Annotated in this window: 18 protein-coding genes; 2 read left to right on the top strand and 16 right to left on the bottom strand. The window is 63.0% G+C overall.

The genetic code is table 11. The features are described from left to right. Positions 1–59 precede the first annotated feature (59 nt). Positions 60–866, top strand: coding sequence for a class I SAM-dependent methyltransferase (locus tag MAB_RS03525; RefSeq protein ID WP_005085580.1), 807 nt, complete (start codon positions 60–62; stop codon positions 864–866). Between the two features lie 26 nt (positions 867–892). Here MAB_RS03525 and MAB_RS03520 read toward each other — a convergent pair whose 3' ends face one another. The 16 genes from MAB_RS03520 to MAB_RS03445 all read right to left on the bottom strand — a co-directional run bounded on the left by MAB_RS03520 (position 893) and on the right by MAB_RS03445 (position 16362). Continuing rightward, positions 893–1117 carry a heavy-metal-associated domain-containing protein gene (locus MAB_RS03520; protein ID WP_005085579.1) on the bottom strand — a complete coding sequence of 75 codons (225 nt, stop codon included), beginning with the start codon at positions 1115–1117 and terminating at the stop codon, positions 893–895. A gap of 56 nt (positions 1118–1173) precedes the next feature. Further along, positions 1174–1464 carry a WXG100 family type VII secretion target gene (locus tag MAB_RS03515; RefSeq protein WP_005062633.1) on the bottom strand — a complete coding sequence of 97 codons (291 nt, stop codon included), beginning with the start codon at positions 1462–1464 and terminating at the stop codon, positions 1174–1176. Between the two features lie 22 nt (positions 1465–1486). Next, on the bottom strand, positions 1487–1780 hold the full coding sequence (locus tag MAB_RS03510) for a type VII secretion system protein EsxS (protein ID WP_005064886.1): 294 nt from the start codon (positions 1778–1780) through the stop codon (positions 1487–1489). 40 nt (positions 1781–1820) lie between these two features. Continuing rightward, positions 1821–2129, bottom strand: coding sequence for a PE family protein (locus MAB_RS03505; RefSeq protein ID WP_005085575.1), 309 nt, complete (start codon positions 2127–2129; stop codon positions 1821–1823). A 31-nt stretch (positions 2130–2160) separates the two neighbouring features. Beyond that, complete coding sequence (locus tag MAB_RS03500) at positions 2161–6321, bottom strand: AMP-binding protein (RefSeq protein ID WP_005113191.1); 4161 nt, start codon at positions 6319–6321, stop codon at positions 2161–2163. Further along, positions 6318–6569 carry an acyl carrier protein gene (locus tag MAB_RS03495; protein ID WP_032667629.1) on the bottom strand — a complete coding sequence of 84 codons (252 nt, stop codon included), beginning with the start codon at positions 6567–6569 and terminating at the stop codon, positions 6318–6320. The genes MAB_RS03500 and MAB_RS03495 overlap by 4 nt, the downstream gene beginning before the upstream one ends. Then, complete coding sequence (gene fadD10, locus MAB_RS03490; RefSeq protein WP_005113190.1) at positions 6562–8046, bottom strand: fatty acid--CoA ligase FadD10; 1485 nt, start codon at positions 8044–8046, stop codon at positions 6562–6564. Before fadD10 ends, MAB_RS03495 begins: the two co-directional genes overlap by 8 nt. A gap of 54 nt (positions 8047–8100) precedes the next feature. Further along, positions 8101–8655 (bottom strand): FcoT family thioesterase, encoded by a 555-nt coding sequence (locus tag MAB_RS03485; protein WP_005113189.1) that lies wholly within the window; start codon positions 8653–8655, stop codon positions 8101–8103. After that, on the bottom strand, positions 8652–9521 hold the full coding sequence (scoE, locus tag MAB_RS03480; protein WP_005064878.1) for a (3R)-3-[(carboxymethyl)amino]fatty acid oxygenase/decarboxylase: 870 nt from the start codon (positions 9519–9521) through the stop codon (positions 8652–8654). Before scoE ends, MAB_RS03485 begins: the two co-directional genes overlap by 4 nt. A 202-nt stretch (positions 9522–9723) precedes the next feature. Then, positions 9724–10671, bottom strand: a complete 948-nt coding sequence (locus MAB_RS03475) for a tetratricopeptide repeat protein (RefSeq protein ID WP_005113188.1) — start codon at positions 10669–10671, stop codon at positions 9724–9726. Continuing rightward, a complete protein-coding gene (locus MAB_RS03470; protein ID WP_005085570.1) occupies positions 10668–11720 on the bottom strand; it encodes a vWA domain-containing protein in 1053 nt (350 codons plus the stop codon). Before MAB_RS03470 ends, MAB_RS03475 begins: the two co-directional genes overlap by 4 nt. Then, the gene (locus MAB_RS03465; protein WP_005113187.1) at positions 11717–12757 is read right to left on the bottom strand and encodes a hypothetical protein; all 1041 of its coding nucleotides are present in this window, start codon (positions 12755–12757) and stop codon (positions 11717–11719) included. Before MAB_RS03465 ends, MAB_RS03470 begins: the two co-directional genes overlap by 4 nt. Before the next feature lie 14 nt (positions 12758–12771). Beyond that, positions 12772–13245 (bottom strand): hypothetical protein, encoded by a 474-nt coding sequence (locus MAB_RS03460; protein ID WP_005085568.1) that lies wholly within the window; start codon positions 13243–13245, stop codon positions 12772–12774. Further along, on the bottom strand, positions 13235–14134 hold the full coding sequence (locus MAB_RS03455) for a DUF58 domain-containing protein (protein WP_005085567.1): 900 nt from the start codon (positions 14132–14134) through the stop codon (positions 13235–13237). Before MAB_RS03455 ends, MAB_RS03460 begins: the two co-directional genes overlap by 11 nt. 6 nt (positions 14135–14140) lie before the next feature. Beyond that, positions 14141–15142: an AAA family ATPase gene (locus tag MAB_RS03450; RefSeq protein WP_005092280.1), complete on the bottom strand. Its 1002-nt coding sequence runs from the start codon at positions 15140–15142 to the stop codon at positions 14141–14143. After that, a complete protein-coding gene (locus tag MAB_RS03445) occupies positions 15139–16362 on the bottom strand; it encodes a DUF4878 domain-containing protein (protein ID WP_005113186.1) in 1224 nt (407 codons plus the stop codon). Before MAB_RS03445 ends, MAB_RS03450 begins: the two co-directional genes overlap by 4 nt. A gap of 204 nt (positions 16363–16566) precedes the next feature. Here MAB_RS03445 and MAB_RS03440 point away from each other — a divergent pair, with 204 nt between their 5' ends. Then, positions 16567–17550: a DUF2189 domain-containing protein gene (locus MAB_RS03440; RefSeq protein ID WP_005113185.1), complete on the top strand. Its 984-nt coding sequence runs from the start codon at positions 16567–16569 to the stop codon at positions 17548–17550. Positions 17551–17599: the final 49 nt, after the last annotated feature.

The following is a 17599-nucleotide window of genomic DNA, read 5'->3' as shown; positions in this document are numbered from 1 at the left end:
ATTTATCGTTGTGCGCCACGAATTCCCACTCGCGCGTGCCGTCCCGTACAGTCGGGCCCATGTCTGGCATCGATGTTCGCCATCTCGACGGCGTGTCCGAGACCGCGCTGCTGACCTTGCATCAACGAGCAACTGAAGCAGCGCGCACGGACGGCATCCTCGACGACCCGATGGCCATCTCGCTACACGCCAGCGTCGACTACGATTTTGCGCACTTCGGTCGTACCCATCAGGCTACAGCCTTGCGCGCCTTGATATTCGACAAGGCGACACGGGAATACCTGGACTACCACCCCTGCGCCACCGTGGTGGCGTTGGCCGAGGGACTGCAGACCAGTTTCTGGCGCGTCGACAACGGCCGGCTAACCTGGCTCTCGGTAGACCTGGAGCCCATTGTGCGGTTGCGGCAGCGGCTCCTTCCGCGATCGGAGCGGTTGTCTCACTGCGCCCAATCAGCGTTGGACTACTCGTGGATGGACAGGGTCGACGACTCCGCGGGTGTGCTGATCACCGCGGAGGGCCTGTTCCAGTACCTGGAGCGCGATCTGGTATTTGACCTGATATCGGTCTGTGCGCAACGCTTTCCGGGCGGCAGGCTGATTTTTGATTCGGTACCTAAATTCCTGAGCACGCATTCACAGCGCGGCATACGGCTCAGTGAGCAGTACGTTGTTCCGCCAATGCCATTCTCGTTCACCGCGAATCAATACGACGAACTACGCGCCATTCCCGGCATCCGCAGTGTTCGGGAGCTACGGATGCCGGCAGGGCGCGGCAAGGTACTGCGCTGGGCGGCTCCGTTGCTGTACGCGCTACCCGGCCTCGACCGGTGGCGCGCACCTCATACCGTTGTCGAGTTCGGCTGAGGCATCAGCAATTCGGCTTGCCCTGGCTATCCTGCGGCCACGGCGAAATCGCCACCGGCCCGCACGAGCGTGTCATGAACCTCTTCGACAGAGAGCACGCTGTCGGTCAGGACACGCACCGTCGAGGCGCCCTTAGGGTCCAGGTCCACCGACACCTCGCGCACCGGTGCGAGCGCGGTGAGCGCCTCGGTCACACCCATCACACATGAGTTGCAGTGCATCCCGCTGATGGCAAAGATCTGTTCGGACATATTCATTTCCTCCTGAATTGTTTAATCACAATAGATTTAGGCCTGTCGACGGGCGTTTATGCGCCCCACTTGGCTCCTTCGGCCATGTCGCGGGCGTTCATCGACAAGGTGTTGGTTTCGTGGGTGGAGCCCATGGCGCGGTAGGCGCGGATGAGTTCTTCCATGGCGGTGTTCCACTGGGCCTGCCAGGCGGCCTGGCTCATCGAGGTATCACCGTGCCAGGCCGCCTGCAGGGAGGCCTGCTGGGCGGCCAGGTCAGCACCCAGTGCGGTCAGCACACCCGAGTAGGTGTTCATCTCACCGGCGTGGGCCAGCATCGCGGGGTAGTTGAAAGTAATCTGCGACATTTCTCTGTCCTGTCTGTTGGGGTTAGACGCCGACGTAACGGCTGGCGGCGGCGGCGTCCTCGGCCACATAGGTGGCCGCGGCATCACCGAGGTTGACCTGCGCGATATCCAGCAGCGCGTTGACCTTGGCCGCTACCTCCACGAACCGGGCATGCGCGGCCTGGAACGCCACCGAGGACTCACCCACATGAAACGCCTGCGCCGACAACGCCGCCGACTCCGCCTGCGAAATCGTCGAACGCATCAACGCCGTCTTGGCACCAAAAGTGCCCTCCGCGGCCACCAAAGCCGGAATATGCGCATCAAGCAAACTCATAACATTGCCTTTCTCTGATCGTGGTGATTTGTCCCGGGCACTATGCGATTCCCGGTAGATACGTTGCAGCAGCTTGTATATCGCCGACGGTGTAGCTTGCGGCGGCCTCCGTGGCGCCCACTCCGGACCGCCCCAGCTCATAAGCGGCCCTGGCACCGGCACCTGTGCGTTCGAGCCCGTGCGCGCTGAACAAGGCCGCGCTCTGCATCGATACGGGATCCGCAGCCGGTGGCATCACCGCGCCGATCACCGGGGCGGCGGCCGCATTCACCGCGGCCAGCCGGGCGGTCAGGGCCTCCACCGCGGCACTGGCCGCGGTCAGGCCCTCGGGAACGACATTGAGACTCATCGCGAATTCTCCTCCTTTGGCTGCGCTACAGTCATCGGGAACATCCCTGGGTAAGTAGGTCCCTAATCGATTCCGGGACAGCGAAAAGCTCGGCTATGTGCGCTGTTTCGAGCGGTATGGTCCGATGGCCCGCGAGATAGTCGCCATAGGTGCGCGACCCCAGCCGCATCCCCAGACCTGCCCAGGCATCGATCACCGACCATCGCCGCGGATTCCGCTTTGCCCAAGCACTGCGATCCAGAAGTCGTTTCCATTCGCGTAGCTCGAGCCCTTCAATACCGAAGCCACCGAGGAAGTCTGTGTACGAAACCGGCATGCCGCGCACCACGTTCACTCCCCGACCGAGCGGGGACGGTGCTGCGGCCACTCCCAGGATCGCTCTGGCTGCGCTAGCACCGGTGGTCACCTCTTCGATCAACCTGACGGAAGGGAAGGCGTGCAACGCCATACATGCATCAACAATCGACACCAGGATGTCGGCGCTGCGACCCAGTTGGCCGGCCTCACCGAGCACTCGGGGTAACCGCACGAGCGTGAAGTCGAGCTCGCCCGGCGCTGCCGCAACAATCAGTTCCGCCAGCGCCTTTGACGCCGCGTAGGGGTACACCGCCTCGCGAGGGTCGGTGACCTGGGCGGCGACAGCATCGGCGTTGACGACGAAGGTCGACATGTGAATCAGCCGCACACCCCCAGACGTGCAGGCGCGAGTGACCGCAGACACCCATTCCACATTGGCATCCCGGATATCGCGATAAGGGGCCAGCACATTGGTGTTCCCTATGCAGTTGACCAGCGTGCGCGCGCCGGTGACGCGAATCAGCTCGTCCACTGCCCCGGGATTGAACTCCGGCCCAGCATGTAGAACCCTGACACCGCCGACACCCGTGAGGCCCGGCCAGGGGCCATCGTCGGGGAGTGGCGATCTGGTGACCAGGACGACGTCGGGCCGCAGCCTGCCTTCGCGTTTCAGCTCCAGCGTGGCGCGCGCGAAGCCGGTGCCGACAATTCCGGAGGCGCCGAGCACGACGATCGGACCATCGTCGACGGCGCCGGAAGCATTGCCACACAACGCCGCAAAGGCTCGTGAGTGCGTCATCCGCTCTAGATCGGTGGCGATATCGGCGATGTCTCGCCTTGCCAGCTCATCGACCGCCGCACCCGCTGCCGCAAGGTAAGCGGCGCTGTCCGCGCTGATCAGATCCAACACCGACAGTTCGCGGCCGAGATGCCGGCGACTGGCCGGCAGGATCCTGATCAGGTCGAGCGAGCCGATCCCCTCGGCCAGAAGCGAAGATTCCGCGCCGATCCTGCGTCCCAGCAGCTCGCTCCAGATTCGCGCCAGGCCGGCGGCCAATTCTCCAGCCTTGGCTTCATCGGGCACCGCTTCCACAAATTGCGGCAGGGCGCGCAGGCCGTCCTTGTCGACCTTGCCGTTCGGCTTCCGCGGAATACTCGGCACGGCTACGACAACAAAGGATGAGACACCGAGTTCTACCAGTAGACGTCTGATACTCACGGCCGATTCGTTGTCATCCACACCGTGACGGGTCTGGAACCAGACCACCAATGCGCCGTTGTGCACCGCCACGTCGACATCGGCAACCGCCCGGTCCTCGGCTACGCGGGCGATGATCGCGGCGGTGTCAATCCTCTTGCCCGAGATCTTCACGATGGCATCGCGGCGCCCGGCGAACGAGGGAAGTCCGTCCTCGTCGAACACCACACGATCGGCGGTCGCGAAGGCCGGTCGCGACTTGCCCTCTCCGGTGCGGACCACACCGAAACTCTCGCTTGGGGTGCCCAGATACCCCGCCGAGACGGTACCACCCACGATGACGACTTCGCCGAACGCGACAAAGACGGTGTTCGGCACAACCGGTACGCCCATTCGACGGCAGTCGACACCGTCGCCCGCCGCGATGGACAGGTGTGTGACGACCACCGTGGTCTCGGTTGGCCCGTAGGTTGAGATGAGCGAGATGCCGTTCTTGTCCGTCGATTTCACCCATTGATCTACGGCACCGGGACGGATGGCTTCTCCCCCGACGACGACCTGGCGCACACCGCAGGCGCCGATCAGGGCCAGCGACTCAGCGTCCTCGCATAACAGATGCCACACGGCGGTCGGCAAGTCGAGCAGGGTTGGGCCGGCCTCACGAATGTCATGCACAAGTGCGCTCAGGTCTGCGGATTTCATCGCGGCAGAACGGATGACCTGCACGCCGCGGCTCGCGGCCACGAAGACTTCCTCGACGCTGATATCCGATGTCAGTGGTGCACACTGCAGAATGCGGTCCTGCGCGCACCAGCCATATGCATCACCGGCCGCACGAACGAACAGCGCCAATGCGCCATGGGAGATCGGCACCAGTTTGGGCCGGCCTGTCGACCCAGAGGTGGCCATTATGTACGCCGTCTTCTCCGCCAGGGCACCATCTTTGGCCACCTGCTCTCGACGTTCGGCAACGCGTCCCCGCATCGAAGCATCCAGCTCGGTGGGGATGGTCACAGCGATATCTACCGCATGCACCGTGATGTCGTCACCCTGCATCGCAATCGAATCAGAGCGCGCGACAAGCCCTTCTGAGTTCTCGCACACACTGTATCCACACCCGGCAAGGTGGCAGGCGATCAGTAGATCAATGGCCTTATCGGAGTCGTCGTCGGCGCACACCACAATGTCACCGGGCGAGACGCCGGCAGCGATCAGCCATCCGATCCACGGCTCGACGAATCTACGCCTCTGTAAGAACTCCGCCACGGCGTCTTCACTGTCCACGAACCAGGCAGGCAGCGCAGTAGATTCGGCCGGCGCGTGGTCGTCGCCGCGGCGACGGGCGCCGTCGGCGCCGATCCCGAACCATTCATTCACCGTCATCGCGATCGGCATGTGCCACATCGCTTCCATCGAGCTCAGTGCCCCGGCGATCCTCTCGGCGACCCATGGGTGGGCGCTTGCCTTCGGCAGATCGCTACGGTGCCAGATGGACAGGGTGAGAGTGCGCCGATCTTCATCGGCGACGCAGGACACCGTCATGCCCTCCACCGGACCGATGTCCGTCACACGGGGGGCGGCCGAGAGGAAGGGGCGCAGCGCGGGCGCGCACGTTTCGCGAATGAAATTGAAGGTCAACGCCTCGACCTGCGCTGTCTTGTTGATTGCCAGATACATGCGGCGGTACTGCTCTTCGCGAAGCCACCGGCGACGCGAAGCCTTGACGTAGTCGCGATCCAGGGAACGCACGACTTCCCGTACCGAGGCAAAGGCCGGGAAGCTGACCGGATGCGCGATGGAGTTGACCAAACAGGTGGCGACCTCCAGGTCGGGCTCACCGAACCTGTTGTCCACCGCGTGAATCAATAGCGTCTGTGTGCTCTGCCGCAGACTTGCATCCACCGCCACCGCGGCCGCGGCCACCAGGATATTCAAGGGCACCTGCTCGCGCTCGGCGAGAGCGGTGATCGCATCGAACGCCTTGGCGGATACGGTGACCGATTCCAGCAGCACGCCCTTGGCGGCGCCGGACGCCGCGCCGTCGCAGTGTTGCCCGGGCACGGAGCGCCGTGCGGCGTCCGTCAGTTCGCGTTGGATCGCCGCCCCGAAACGCTGCAGCGATTCATCCGCCTTCGCGATCTCGCGGCTGTGTGCCGTAGCGATACGTGTCAGTGCGCCGGTGGTACGAGAGACCTTGGCTTCCTTGGCTGACGAGAGGTTTCGGCCGAGGTCGGCCTCGATGACACCGATGGCACCGCCGTCGAGCAGCAGATGGTGTGCGTGGATGTCCAGACCCCGCACTCGTCCATCCGCGCCGGTGCGCACGGTATAACGCACAAGCGGCCTGGCCTTGAGATCGGCGGCCCATTGGCTTGCCACTGCGTCGGCGGTACGGGCGGTCAGCCCCTCCTCGTCCGCGGCAATCGACACAATGTCTCCGAACTGCAGCCGCTGCACCAGCTCTGGATGTCGATCGTGCTGAACACCTGGTTCCAGGACACACAACTGCACCGGATTGGCGGCCACCGCCGCTTCCAGCGCACACATGAATGCCGCCAGTTCGATGGGATGAAAGCGAAAGCTCTTGCCAATCAGATACAACCCTGGATCGCTCGCCTGTACGGCACCGTTGTACATGTTCTGCTGAGACCGGCTCATCGGCACGCGGTCCACCTGAGGTTCCAGGACTACCGTCATGTGGCGCTCTCCGGCTGTCCCTGTTCCAGGATCTGAGCCCAACCCGCGACGGAAAGGTCGGAAACCAAACGCTTCTGCAACTCCGAGCCACGGGTCACGCCGAGCTGCTTCATCAACAGCACGAACCGGACCGAGTCCAGGCCCAGCTCCCGCAGATCGGTCGAATCGCCTTCAAAGAGATCAGCTTCCGAGATGTACAGCACCTCGCACACTGCCGCCAGAATCCGGTCCCTCGTAGTTTCAGACACGCGCACGTGCCCCGTTGAGCGAGGCGGACAACGCTGAACGCATCACCTTGCCGGATTTGGTCCGGGGGATGTCCTCAACCAGGACGATGGTCGACGGCCTGGCCATCGACTCCGACTCACGCCGATACCTGGCCGCGATCCGCTGCTTCAACGCCGCGGTGCCCGCACCATCGAGTTCGGTGGTGGCAACTACGGCCAATCCGACCAGTGCTCCGAATTCCTCGTCGGGTATCTCGTAACACGCCGCTTCACGCACACCCGCTATGTCCTCAGCGATCCGGTCGACCTCATCGGGAACCACGTTGACACCGCCAGAGATGATCATTTCCGACGAGCGTCCCCTGATATAGAAGAACCCGTCGGCACGACGCTCCACCAGATCACCGGTGTTCACCCAGCCTTCGGCCAGCACCTCGCCGGTGCGCTCGGGGCTTCCCCAGTACCCCAGCATGTTGGCCGGCGACTTGATCCACAATGTGCCGTAGGAGGCGGACTCGGCACCCGTGGTCGGGTCGCCCCCGCCCTCAGGGGAAAGGTAGGTTTGCACGCCCGGGTAGGGGCGGCCCACAGCCCCCTGTTCAATCCTGGAAATGGATTCGCTATCTGTCGGCAGACATAATGCGGTACAGCCTGTTTCACTCAGCCCATAAACCTGAGCCGTCCGCACTCCGGCTGCTTCGATGAACCTCACATCGGCGGCTATCGCCCGTGAACCGCCGTAGGCAATGAAGCGCAATGCGGGAACATCCGTACCGGTGAGCTTGAGTTCCGAGACCAATCTGGTGAGGAGAGTAGGCACCAGACACGCGGTGGCCACCTCATTGTCGACAAGTAGTTCCCGCAGCGACGCTCCCTGCTCGCCACCGGTGATGCACGAAGCACCGTGCATCAGCCCATTGAGGATCCACCACAGCCCGCCGATATGCGTCGCCGGCAGCGGTGAGTAGGTTGTCTCCCCCGCTACCCAATCGATCCAGCGCAGTCCCTCGGCGCGCAGAATGTCCGGAATAGCGAAGAACGTCCGATTGGGCAGCAGCACGGCCTTCGGCTCACCGGTGGTGCCGCTGGTGAAGATCATCGCGAGCGCTTCGTCCGCACCACTGTCGGGTTGCGCCTTCGGATAAGCTCTTTCGCCATTTTCGGCACCGACACCACCGCCCTCGTTCGGAATGATGGCAGCAGGCCGGGTTATCTCACTGAACCGCGCGACAGTCGCCGCGGGCAAGGAATCGTCAACCATGACCGCGATGGCGCCGAGCCGGGCACATGCCAGTACCGAAAGATATGTCTGGGGTCCATTGTCCGAGAGGACGACGACACGCGAACCGTGCGTGACCGAGCCGGCTTCAAGTGTCGCGGCCAGGTCTTCGACGGCACCGATGAGCTCACCGTAGCTCATGGCGTCACGACCATCGCAGCGACGCAACGCGATTGAATCCGGCCGTGTCCGGGCCTGTGCGACGATTCGTTCCAGCACGGTGGGCGGTGGCGAATGAGACATGACGGCGACGATGTGCTTCCGGTCGGAGGGCTAGGGGATGTTGAGGACCGCGATGTCGAATTCTCCCGCCGCAGATCCTCCATCCTGATCCCAGAATTCGATGGTGCTGTGGAATTGGAGATAGCGCCATGAACGGTCGACGATATGGAAATCCCGCGCCTGTAAACGGGCGGAGAACTGCCTCGGATTGACCAGGCGCCGAAACCGCGACGACGTGCTCTTGATCAGCATGCTGGCGAGTTGGTTCTCGCAATAGTCGTCGATCGACCAGCCCCGAAACGCCCAGATATCGTCGTTGACAACACCTTGCGCGAAGGCGCAGTACGCCAACTGGTTAAAGCACAGCACCAATTCCACGGCGTTGAAGTGCCCGGTGCTCCGGATGTACGCGGATTCGTCGATCGCAAAGTTTCCCTGTGCATGCACCGCGTCGGAGGTGATGCCGTACTCGGCATCGTTCAGGTAACGACACCCCTTGTACGAATACGGTTCGAGAACCCTGCTGAGCAAGGCCGCGGACATCGGCACCATGCCCGCCGACGGCAGTCCGGTCTGTACCGACAGTGTTGCGGCGACCGCGCTCACGCCGCGAACCCCGGAGCCTCGAGTCCGTCCAGCATGGTCAGACGGTAGGTGGTCAACGTGCCCGATGCTGTCCCATGCTTCGCACGGTGCACAAGAGAGCGGTTGTCCCACAATACGATATCCCCGACTTCGTAGTGCTGGGCGTGGATGAACGGCGACGCGTAGTCCGGGTCGAGCTGGCCCGAAGCCTCGAGGAGCTGCTGCAGCAGCGCGGCGTCCTGTATCCGGCCGGCCCCGTCCTCGATGGTCTCGGTGCCCGCCTCGCAGATGTAGAGGATCTCCTCCCCTGTCTTCGGGTGCTTGATCACCGTCGGCCACTTCTGCGGAGGAGTGGTTCGCTCGATCTCCGCCAGGATCTCACCGATAGGCCGGTATACATCACTCGGGCGGATCTTGATGTAGCGGCGCGGGGTATGTGTGCTGAATGTTCCGAGTGCGGCGTCTTTTGTCTTTGCAGGCAGCGATTCCCATACCTTGCTGAGATCGATGAAGTAGGTACCACGGTCATGCCCAGGTACCGCCAATGGCAACACCATGGAGAAGGCGAAAGGCTTCGGCATGAACATGTAGTCGACATGCCAGAACGCACCTGTGCGCGGAACCCCTTGCCCCTCCTCGGTAGAAGACACGAAGATCTCCGGGTGGTCTTGATGATGGTAGACGGGTTCGTAGTAGGGCACGATCTCGCCGATCAATCTGCCGAGCTCAATGAATTGCTCGGGCGTGGGGTGCACGCCCTTGAGGACGACGAGCTTGTGCCGGTAGACGAGTTCGCGGATCTCCTCGGTGGTAATGCCATCCAGGTTGCCTGGATCAATCCCGGTGACCTGCGCCCCCAGTCCCTCGCCCTTCACGTTGAGCGTCATCGACTCCCTAACCTTCTCGCGGATATGACCAACTAATGCGACTAAGGGAGCAGTCGATCCCGGCGTACGAAAAGTTCCCAGGAAAATAGAGACCGGTTGCGCGGCGTGGGGAAATCGTTGGAAAACAATGCCGTTAGTGGTCGATGTCACGCCCCGGGAGAAGAGCTGAGCACGTCACGGCCAACCGGCGCAGCGTCGGAGACTATTCGGTATCGGTACCCGAGGCCGTCGAGTTCTCGAGGGAACGCTTGAGCACATCCGCCGGATCGCCCTGGTCGGGGTGAAGCTCGTTCGCACCGTTCGCGCCGCTGGTAGGAATCCGGTCCGGCCCGACCGGGGTCGGAGCCTGAGTAGGCTGCCCAGGGCTTGGGCCCTCCTGGGTCGGCTCGCCCGGTAATGAATTGGGTTGACCATTCTGATCACCGCCGCGCTGACCGTCGTTGTGGTCATTGCCACCGCCTTGACCATCGCCGCCGTTACCACCGCCTTGACCGTCGCCGCCGTTACCACCACCGCCTTCCGGCGGAGGCGGCGAAGGCGATGTCGTGGGACTGGGAGAGGCCGACGTCGCAGGAGGGTCTTTTAGCTTGTCCAGCAGTCGTTGTTCGGTCTCGTTGAGGTGCTTACGAACCGCTTCGTCGGGTTCGCTGGTGGTGTTGAAGCAGCCTGCGGGCGCCTCCCTGGTGACGGCAAGCGCTTCCTCCCAAAACTTCTTGGCGTCATCCCGCTTGTGGTCGGCGGACTTGAGGTCGCCGCGCGTTTCCAATACCACTTCCAGATTGATCCGCACCGGACAGGACTCGGGCGGATCCACCCGCTTGAGCGACTCCTTGAATTCGGTTTCCGCTTCCGCGAGTCTGCCTTCCAGTACGTACCGGTCGCCCTCCGTGAAGTATGCCTTGTACGAGTCGATGATGTTCCACGACTTAAGAATTCGCACGTCATCTCGCAGCGAGTACGAGTCGTAGGCGAGATAGTGCGACTGCGCCGCGTACCCCGTGCTCACCATGACAATGAGCTTCACCGCGAACCCGAGCAACAACAATGCGGGCAACACCGAGAGGGCCACCAGTCTGCGCCGCAGCACCTTGCGGCTCGGGCCTTCGCTGAAGAACCGTTGCACCAAAACAAGAATCGACCGCGGGTTCACGTCGGCCTCACCCTCGTGATGCGCGACGTGCGGTACTCGCGAACCATGGCAAACAGTTCATAGAACATTAGGACCATCGCAATACCCGTGAATACCCAATAGAACTCTGTCCGGCTCCCGGGAAGCGAAATTGAACGCTGCTCGCTGGTGGCCGCCGACGGATCGAGCGCCGGGATCACCGGGGCAATCGAATCACCCTGTACCCGATGGACATATCGCACGTGAAGCTGTTCTGCGATGCCTTTCAGGGACCGTTCGTCAAGGATGGACAGGAACGGACCGGTACCCGCGGCGTTCTGAAAATAGGTCTTCTCACCGTTGGCCGCGAGCTGACTGGCCACTGCGCCACCGTCAGTGGTTCCGTAGCCGAGCACCGCGCCTCCGTCGACCAGATCCGCGGGGATATCAAAGCTCTTGGCGGGCTGGCGCGACGCACCCGCCCCCTCTCCGAGGTAGAACACGACGTTGCTTGAGCCGGGGTACTGCCGACGAGCCAGTTCGAGTTGCCCTCTGAGCTCATCGGCGGCAGCCGCCACCTCGACCCGGTACACCGAGTCCAGCTCCGACACATATGCCGAGTAACCCTTGAGCAGCGCCCGCAAACTCCAAATATCTTCAGAGAGCGGCCAGTCCACACGCGCGCCCGTGGCGAACGAGGTAATGGAAAACCGACCTTGCGGATACTGGTTGACGACGGCATCCATATCCGCGCGAATACCCGCCATCCGGAATTGCCCGCTTCCGTAGTCCTCAGCCCTGGAGTTGATGGACCGATCGACAACAAAGAAGACATTCACGTTGCTGTTCGCGGCCGCAACCGCATGGGATTCCGTCAGCACGTGCCGCGTGGGCTCGATCCCCGGCCGGGCCGCGGCAGCGAATACGCTGACGATCACGAGCGTCAACAGACTCCAACGCAAAACAACCTTGCGCTGACTGCCTCCGCCCACCACGACCAGCACGCGATACAGCGTGTACATCCGTAGCGCGACGATGACCACCGCCAGCACGATGAACATCCACCACGGCAGCACCGGCTCGAAGGTCATCGGCGCACCCCAGCCAGAGCCGACGCGAAGATTACCGCGATCGCAAGCGCGATCGCCAGGATGAGATTCGGATGGTCCTGCACCTTCTGCACATAGACCGTGCCATCGGACTGGGTGATAACCGGAGGGTTGGCACGAATCTCGTCGAGATGCCCACGAAAAGTCTTATCGATACCGGCCTGCTCGCCCGGGCTTGTCGTCTTACCGCCTTGCAGATACGTGATGAACCGGCCACCCGTGGCCTCGGCCAGCCGTCGTACCGCACCACCTTCTTCTGCGGCGGTCGGCGTCAGAACGTTGAGCTGTATCTGTGCAGTCCTGGCTAATTCGGCCAGCTTGGCATCGCTGTAGATCGGGCGCGCTTGTCGCTGTTCGGCGGTGGGCCCCAGGAAGATGGCCGACCGGCGCCGATCGCCGGCCTTGGTGAAACCCGGAAAGCCGGTCATACACAACGCCAGAGCATCGTTGACCGTGCGGGCGTAGTCGGCATAGGCCACACCACGGGAGAATTCCAGTCTCCCTCGCTGCAGCGCTTTGCCGTCCTCAGGTCCCGGTTTGTCCTTGCCCACCAACGCGTTGAGCCCACCGAAGTAGCCGAGTCGATCGGCCACATAGGCGTTGTCCCCCGTCATGGGGATTACCCGAAGCGTAGCCGAGGTCAACGCCAGACGTTGAGTGTCGAAGGTCTTTGCCTGGTCGCGGAAGTAGTTCAGTAATTCCGAAACATCGTGAGCCGCAGGGTCATAAGCAATGCACAGGTTGATGTCTTCCGGGTGTACCCGGTTGATTTCTGCCGCTGTCGCCTTGCTACTGACCGGCCGTGCGGTAGCGACGATCGCGGCCAGCAGCAATCCCGTGGTGGCAATCGCAATGGCCGCCAACATGATCCGATACCGGCGGTAGGCCCGCACATATTCGGGCAGGGCCGTCAGTCGCTGCACCCAAGCCAGTGGGCGGAGACTGCGTGGACGTTGCCGTATCGGCCAGCAGTAGGCGGCCAGCGCGACCCCCGCCAGCAGGGCCAACCCGCCCGCCATGACAAACCACCATCTCAGCTCCACGACTGGATCACATCCCGAACGGCTGCCGCGGCCGCCACGACGTCGGCGTCGTCGCCCATCTCGAACTGGCCCGAATACAGTCGAGCCACCACCGGAGCCACCCTTGGGGCGCCGCCGTGTGCCACTTCACCGAGCGACATGTACGGCGCACGCACGCCAGTACGCATGTAGATGAACGTACGCAGCACGCGGCTCATCGCACCGTGCGCCTGCCGTGAATCCAGCGCTCCGGCCTCGTGGTCCCTACGTACCTTGTCAATGGCCGCGCTGAACTTACGACGCAGCACCCAGGCGGCGATGTCCCGGACCACCGGAATCGAGCGCAGCTTCTCTACCGGCATCGTCCACACGAAAATGCCTACACACCAGCCGACCACCAACAAAATCATGATGACTCCGAGCGCCAGCCACAGCACCGAGTACGGCAGGGGCGCCACCACCCACTTCAGATAGTCATGTGGCACGGCTGGCCCTCTTCAGCATGGTGGTGATCGCCTTGACCAGGTCGCGGCTACCGGCGACGCGAGCGCACCGGATGGCCGACGAATTCACGTACTCGTCGAACGCGGCCTCTCGCTGCGCTTCGGCCCGTTGATAGGCCTCGATCACCCCGCCTCCGAGTATCTCCTCCCGAAGGATGGAGCGACCGGAATCGACGTCGTAACCCTCACCGCCCAGCTCTGGAACACCTACCAGCGGAGCATCTTTGATGGTTATCCAATAGACGCTGTGGCGCGCCGCCAGACGGCGAAACTCTCCGTCGAGTTCGTCGGACAAATCGGGCTCATCGGACACGACGAACACGATGTGACGATGCCGATAGTTGCGTTCGACATAGCGCAATTGGGCGGCGATGCTGCTGCGTCCGCTCGCCGTGATATCACGGCTGTTGATCCTCTCGAGCATGTGCTCTAAGTGCGGCTCGCCGCGGCGGTTCGGCATCCGCCCCGAGGCGTGCTCGTCACCATAAACCAGCCCCATTTCGTCGCCCTTGCTGTTGGCGATGAGACCCACCACACCCACGGCATTCACCGCGACTCGTTGCTTGGGCTCACCGCTGGCCGCCAGGGCAAGCATGTTTCGCCCGATATCGGCGACCGCCAGAATCCGCTGCTGGCGGTACGACACAAAGCGTTTCACCAGCACCGAGGAAGATCGGGCAGACGCCCGCCAATCGATGTCGCGGACATCGTCACCGAGGATGTACGGACGCAGGTCGTCGAACTCGAGGCTGCGACCGTGGAACATCGAACGGTGCTCGCCTTCGAGCAACCCGCGAGACAAGCCGGTGGGGCCCGTCAGCCGATTATTGGTCAGCGTCTCCGCTTTGACCTGCTGAAGTAGTACTCCCATAACAGGCTAGGGGGTTCGGACGGCCTGAATGATGTTGTCTATCAACACCTCGGCTGTCACATTCTCGGCGACGGCCTCGAATCCGAGAATCAGCCGGTGCCGCAGGATCCGATGCGCCAGTGCCTTGATGTCGTCGGGTAACACATGATTGCGGTCGGCCAACAGCGCCAACGCACGTGCCGCTTTGCAGAACGCGATGGTCGCGCGCGGGCTGGCGCCGTATTCGATGAGCCGGGCCAGGTTGGGCGGCAGGTACTGCTTGGGATTACGGGTGACGTTCACGATCTGCGTGACGTAGTGCACGATCGCGGGATCGACATAGATACGCCGGACGACGTCTTGGATGTACAGGATGTCTTGGATCGAAGCCACCGGTGCACCTTGATGATTCGTGTAGACGCCGGCATCGATCCGGAAGACGACCTCGGCCTCTTCCGCGGGGTTCGGGTAGGTCAGAATCTCCTTGAACATGAATCGGTCCATCTGCGCCTCCGGCAGTGGATAGGTCCCCTCCTGGTCGACCGGATTCTGCGTGGCCAGCACCAGGAATGGTTCAGGGATCTTGTAGATCTCTCCGGCGATGCTGGTTTGTCGTTCCTCCATCGCCTCCAGCATGGCGCTCTGCGTCTTCGCACTGGAACGGTTGATCTCGTCCAGCAGCACGATGTTGGCATGCACCGGGCCGAGTTGGGTCTTGAACGTGCCCTTTGAGGCATCGAAGATCTGGGTGCCGATGATATCGCTGGGCAGCAAGTCGGGGGTGCACTGGATGCGGCGGAACTGCGCTTGAATGGCATCCGCGATAGCCCGTGCCGCAGTGGTTTTGGCCAGCCCAGGCACGCTCTCCAGCAGCACGTGACCACCGGTGAGCAGACCAATCAGCAAGGACTGCTGCAGTCCGGACTGCCCGACCACCTTGACGGAGAATGCCCGCGCGACGGCCTGGATGACCGCACGCGCCTGGTCGAGTTCCTGCCGCGAGGGCTGTGTCTGCGTCGCGGCGGTCACCGGCCGAACCACTTCACTATCAGCGGATCCTGTGTCATATCGATTTGCCCCATCGTCGGCACAATCGCCCTCCCTTGCACGGTGCTGCCGTTGGTGGACTGCACAGTAAGCATCCACGTGGTTACGCCGGTGGTCCGCACCGTCAGGTCGAACGCGGTAAATGTGTATTGCACCTTGTCCACGTCCGATGGCGGCTCCCAGCGAGCCGTACCGTCAACATAGGCCGGGTTACGCAGTGCCTGAGGGCATCCCGGCGGCGCCAGCGACGTAGATTTCGCACATTCGGCAATGTTGTCCGCCACGGCCTTCTTCACCGCCGCGGCGCCCTCTTCGCTCATCCGCATCTCGATCCCCGGAAATACCGGGGCACCCTGCACCAGGATCCCGTTGAGCAGAACCGGGCGCGCCGAGACCGCCGTCAGATTCTTGTTGGCCGAGCCGATATCCAACCAACCCGGAAATACGTATGCGACAGACATATTCGAGGCGGGCTTGCCAAACAGCGACAGCGTACGGAGGGCGCCGGCCAGGATACCGTTCTGGTCAAGTGACAGTTTGACCGCCGCGGTGCTGAGCTTCCAGGATCCGTCCGTCTTCTTGACAAGAATTGTCTCGTCGGAAGTTTGATCGCCGAAGTTCGCGGCTACATGTACACGTGCCATCACGCCACCCATATCCTCGGAATTGAGAATCCGGATGTTCCCGACCGGCCACTGTGCGATCTGCTTCTTCAGGATGTCGTCGGTCAGAAATTCCTTGGACGCCGGCTGATCCGCCGAATAGGAAAGCGCCGCTTCGGCATCGCCCTTGGACAGTGCCTCCAAGTATCCCTTTACCGCGGCCTCGGCGGTCGCCGCGCCGCCGGCGGGCCGCGTCTCGCCGTCGCCGCCACCGGAAAACGACACGATTCCCACCACAACGGCCACCACCAGCAGCACCACACCGGTAGCCACCCCGGTGACAATCAGTGCCTTGCGGTTCTGCTGCGGCGCGGCCGGTGGTTGCCCAAACTGCTGATACTGCTGCGGCTGACCGCCGAACTGGTTGGGCCAACCGGGCTGCTGGGGAGACTGAACAAAGTTAGGAGGCGGGCCGTGGGGATCTGGCTGCGGCGCACCCACGGGTGCCGGGCCCCCGAATTGCGGGCCGTCGTACTGCGGCGCGGGGTTGGCCGGTCCGTCAATGGGATTGGGGCCGCCGAACTGCGGCGGCTGCGTCACGCTCGTGCCCCGTCTTCGCGATAGCCGAACACCAACCGCCCCCTCTCCAGCAAGCAAGATCCACCCCGGCCCAACCGAGCGTATCACCGCATAATGCGAGGCACCGCGACTCGACGTCGCGCTGCCACTCCCCTCCGCCACCCGGCCCGGCGACACTCGCCGAATTCAACACTTAGCAAACTTCCCTGTTGCTAACCTAGCCGCGTGACCTATCCACCACAGGAGCCGCCTACCTCGGGCGATCCCTCAGCGTACGACCCGAATCAGCCCCCTCCGGGATATCCGAATCAGCCGCCGCCGGGGTACCAGCCACCACCACCCGGGTACCAGCCCGGGTATCAGGCCGGCCCACCCCCGGGGGGCCCTCAGTACCAGGGCGCCCAGTTCCCGCCGCCGGGCTATCCGCCGGCCGGCTACGGCTATCCCCAGCAGAGGCCGTGGCCACCGCAGGGGCCCTTCTCTGCCGGTGAATCGTGGAGCTGGTCCTGGGCACAGGTCAGCAAGCGCTTCGGAACCTTCATTCCCCCGTACCTGGTGTGGTTCCTCGCCATCGGACTGCCGGTCGGGATCGTCTACGCCATCCTGATGGCGAGTCTCCCTCAGACCAGCACGAGCGGCTACGGCGGAAATTCACGTTCCTCGTACTCGTATTCGTATGAGGGTCCAGAGCTTTCAGGCGGCGCCATCGCCATCATGATCTTGCTCTACGCGGTAGTTTTCGCGGTGAGTCTCTATGTGGGCGCATGCCTCATCAGCGCCAACCTCGATGTCGCGGACGGTAAGCCGGTCAGCTTCGGGACCTTCTTCCGCGCCCGCGGTTTCGGCCTCTATGTCGGCGCCGCGCTGCTCGTGGGGGTGGGGGTTCTGATCGGTAGCCTTCTCATCATCGGTGGCGTCATCTTCGGGTTCTTCGCGCAATACGCGGTGTTCTTCGCCATCGACCGCGGCCTCGGCCCTGTCGATGCGCTCAAGGCCAGCTTCCAGCTGGTTAAGGACAATCTGGGGCAGGCGTTGGTGGTTTTCCTGATCACCCTGGGTGTCGCCTTCGGAGGCTTCGCGCTGACCTTCATCACGTGCGGTTTGGGTGGCATCATCGCCTACCCGGCAGCGGGCGCCCTGACCGGACTGATCCACGTCTACACGTACCGGCGCCTGACCGGGGGCACCATCGCACCCGCGCCGGTGTAAGCCGCCGCGCCACATGCCGAGTGGGATCTCCCGAGAAAATCGAGACGGC

The organism is Mycobacteroides abscessus ATCC 19977 (assembly GCF_000069185.1).
Taxonomy (GTDB): domain Bacteria; phylum Actinomycetota; class Actinomycetes; order Mycobacteriales; family Mycobacteriaceae; genus Mycobacterium; species Mycobacterium abscessus.
This window is presented reverse-complemented; position numbering and strand designations above follow the sequence as displayed.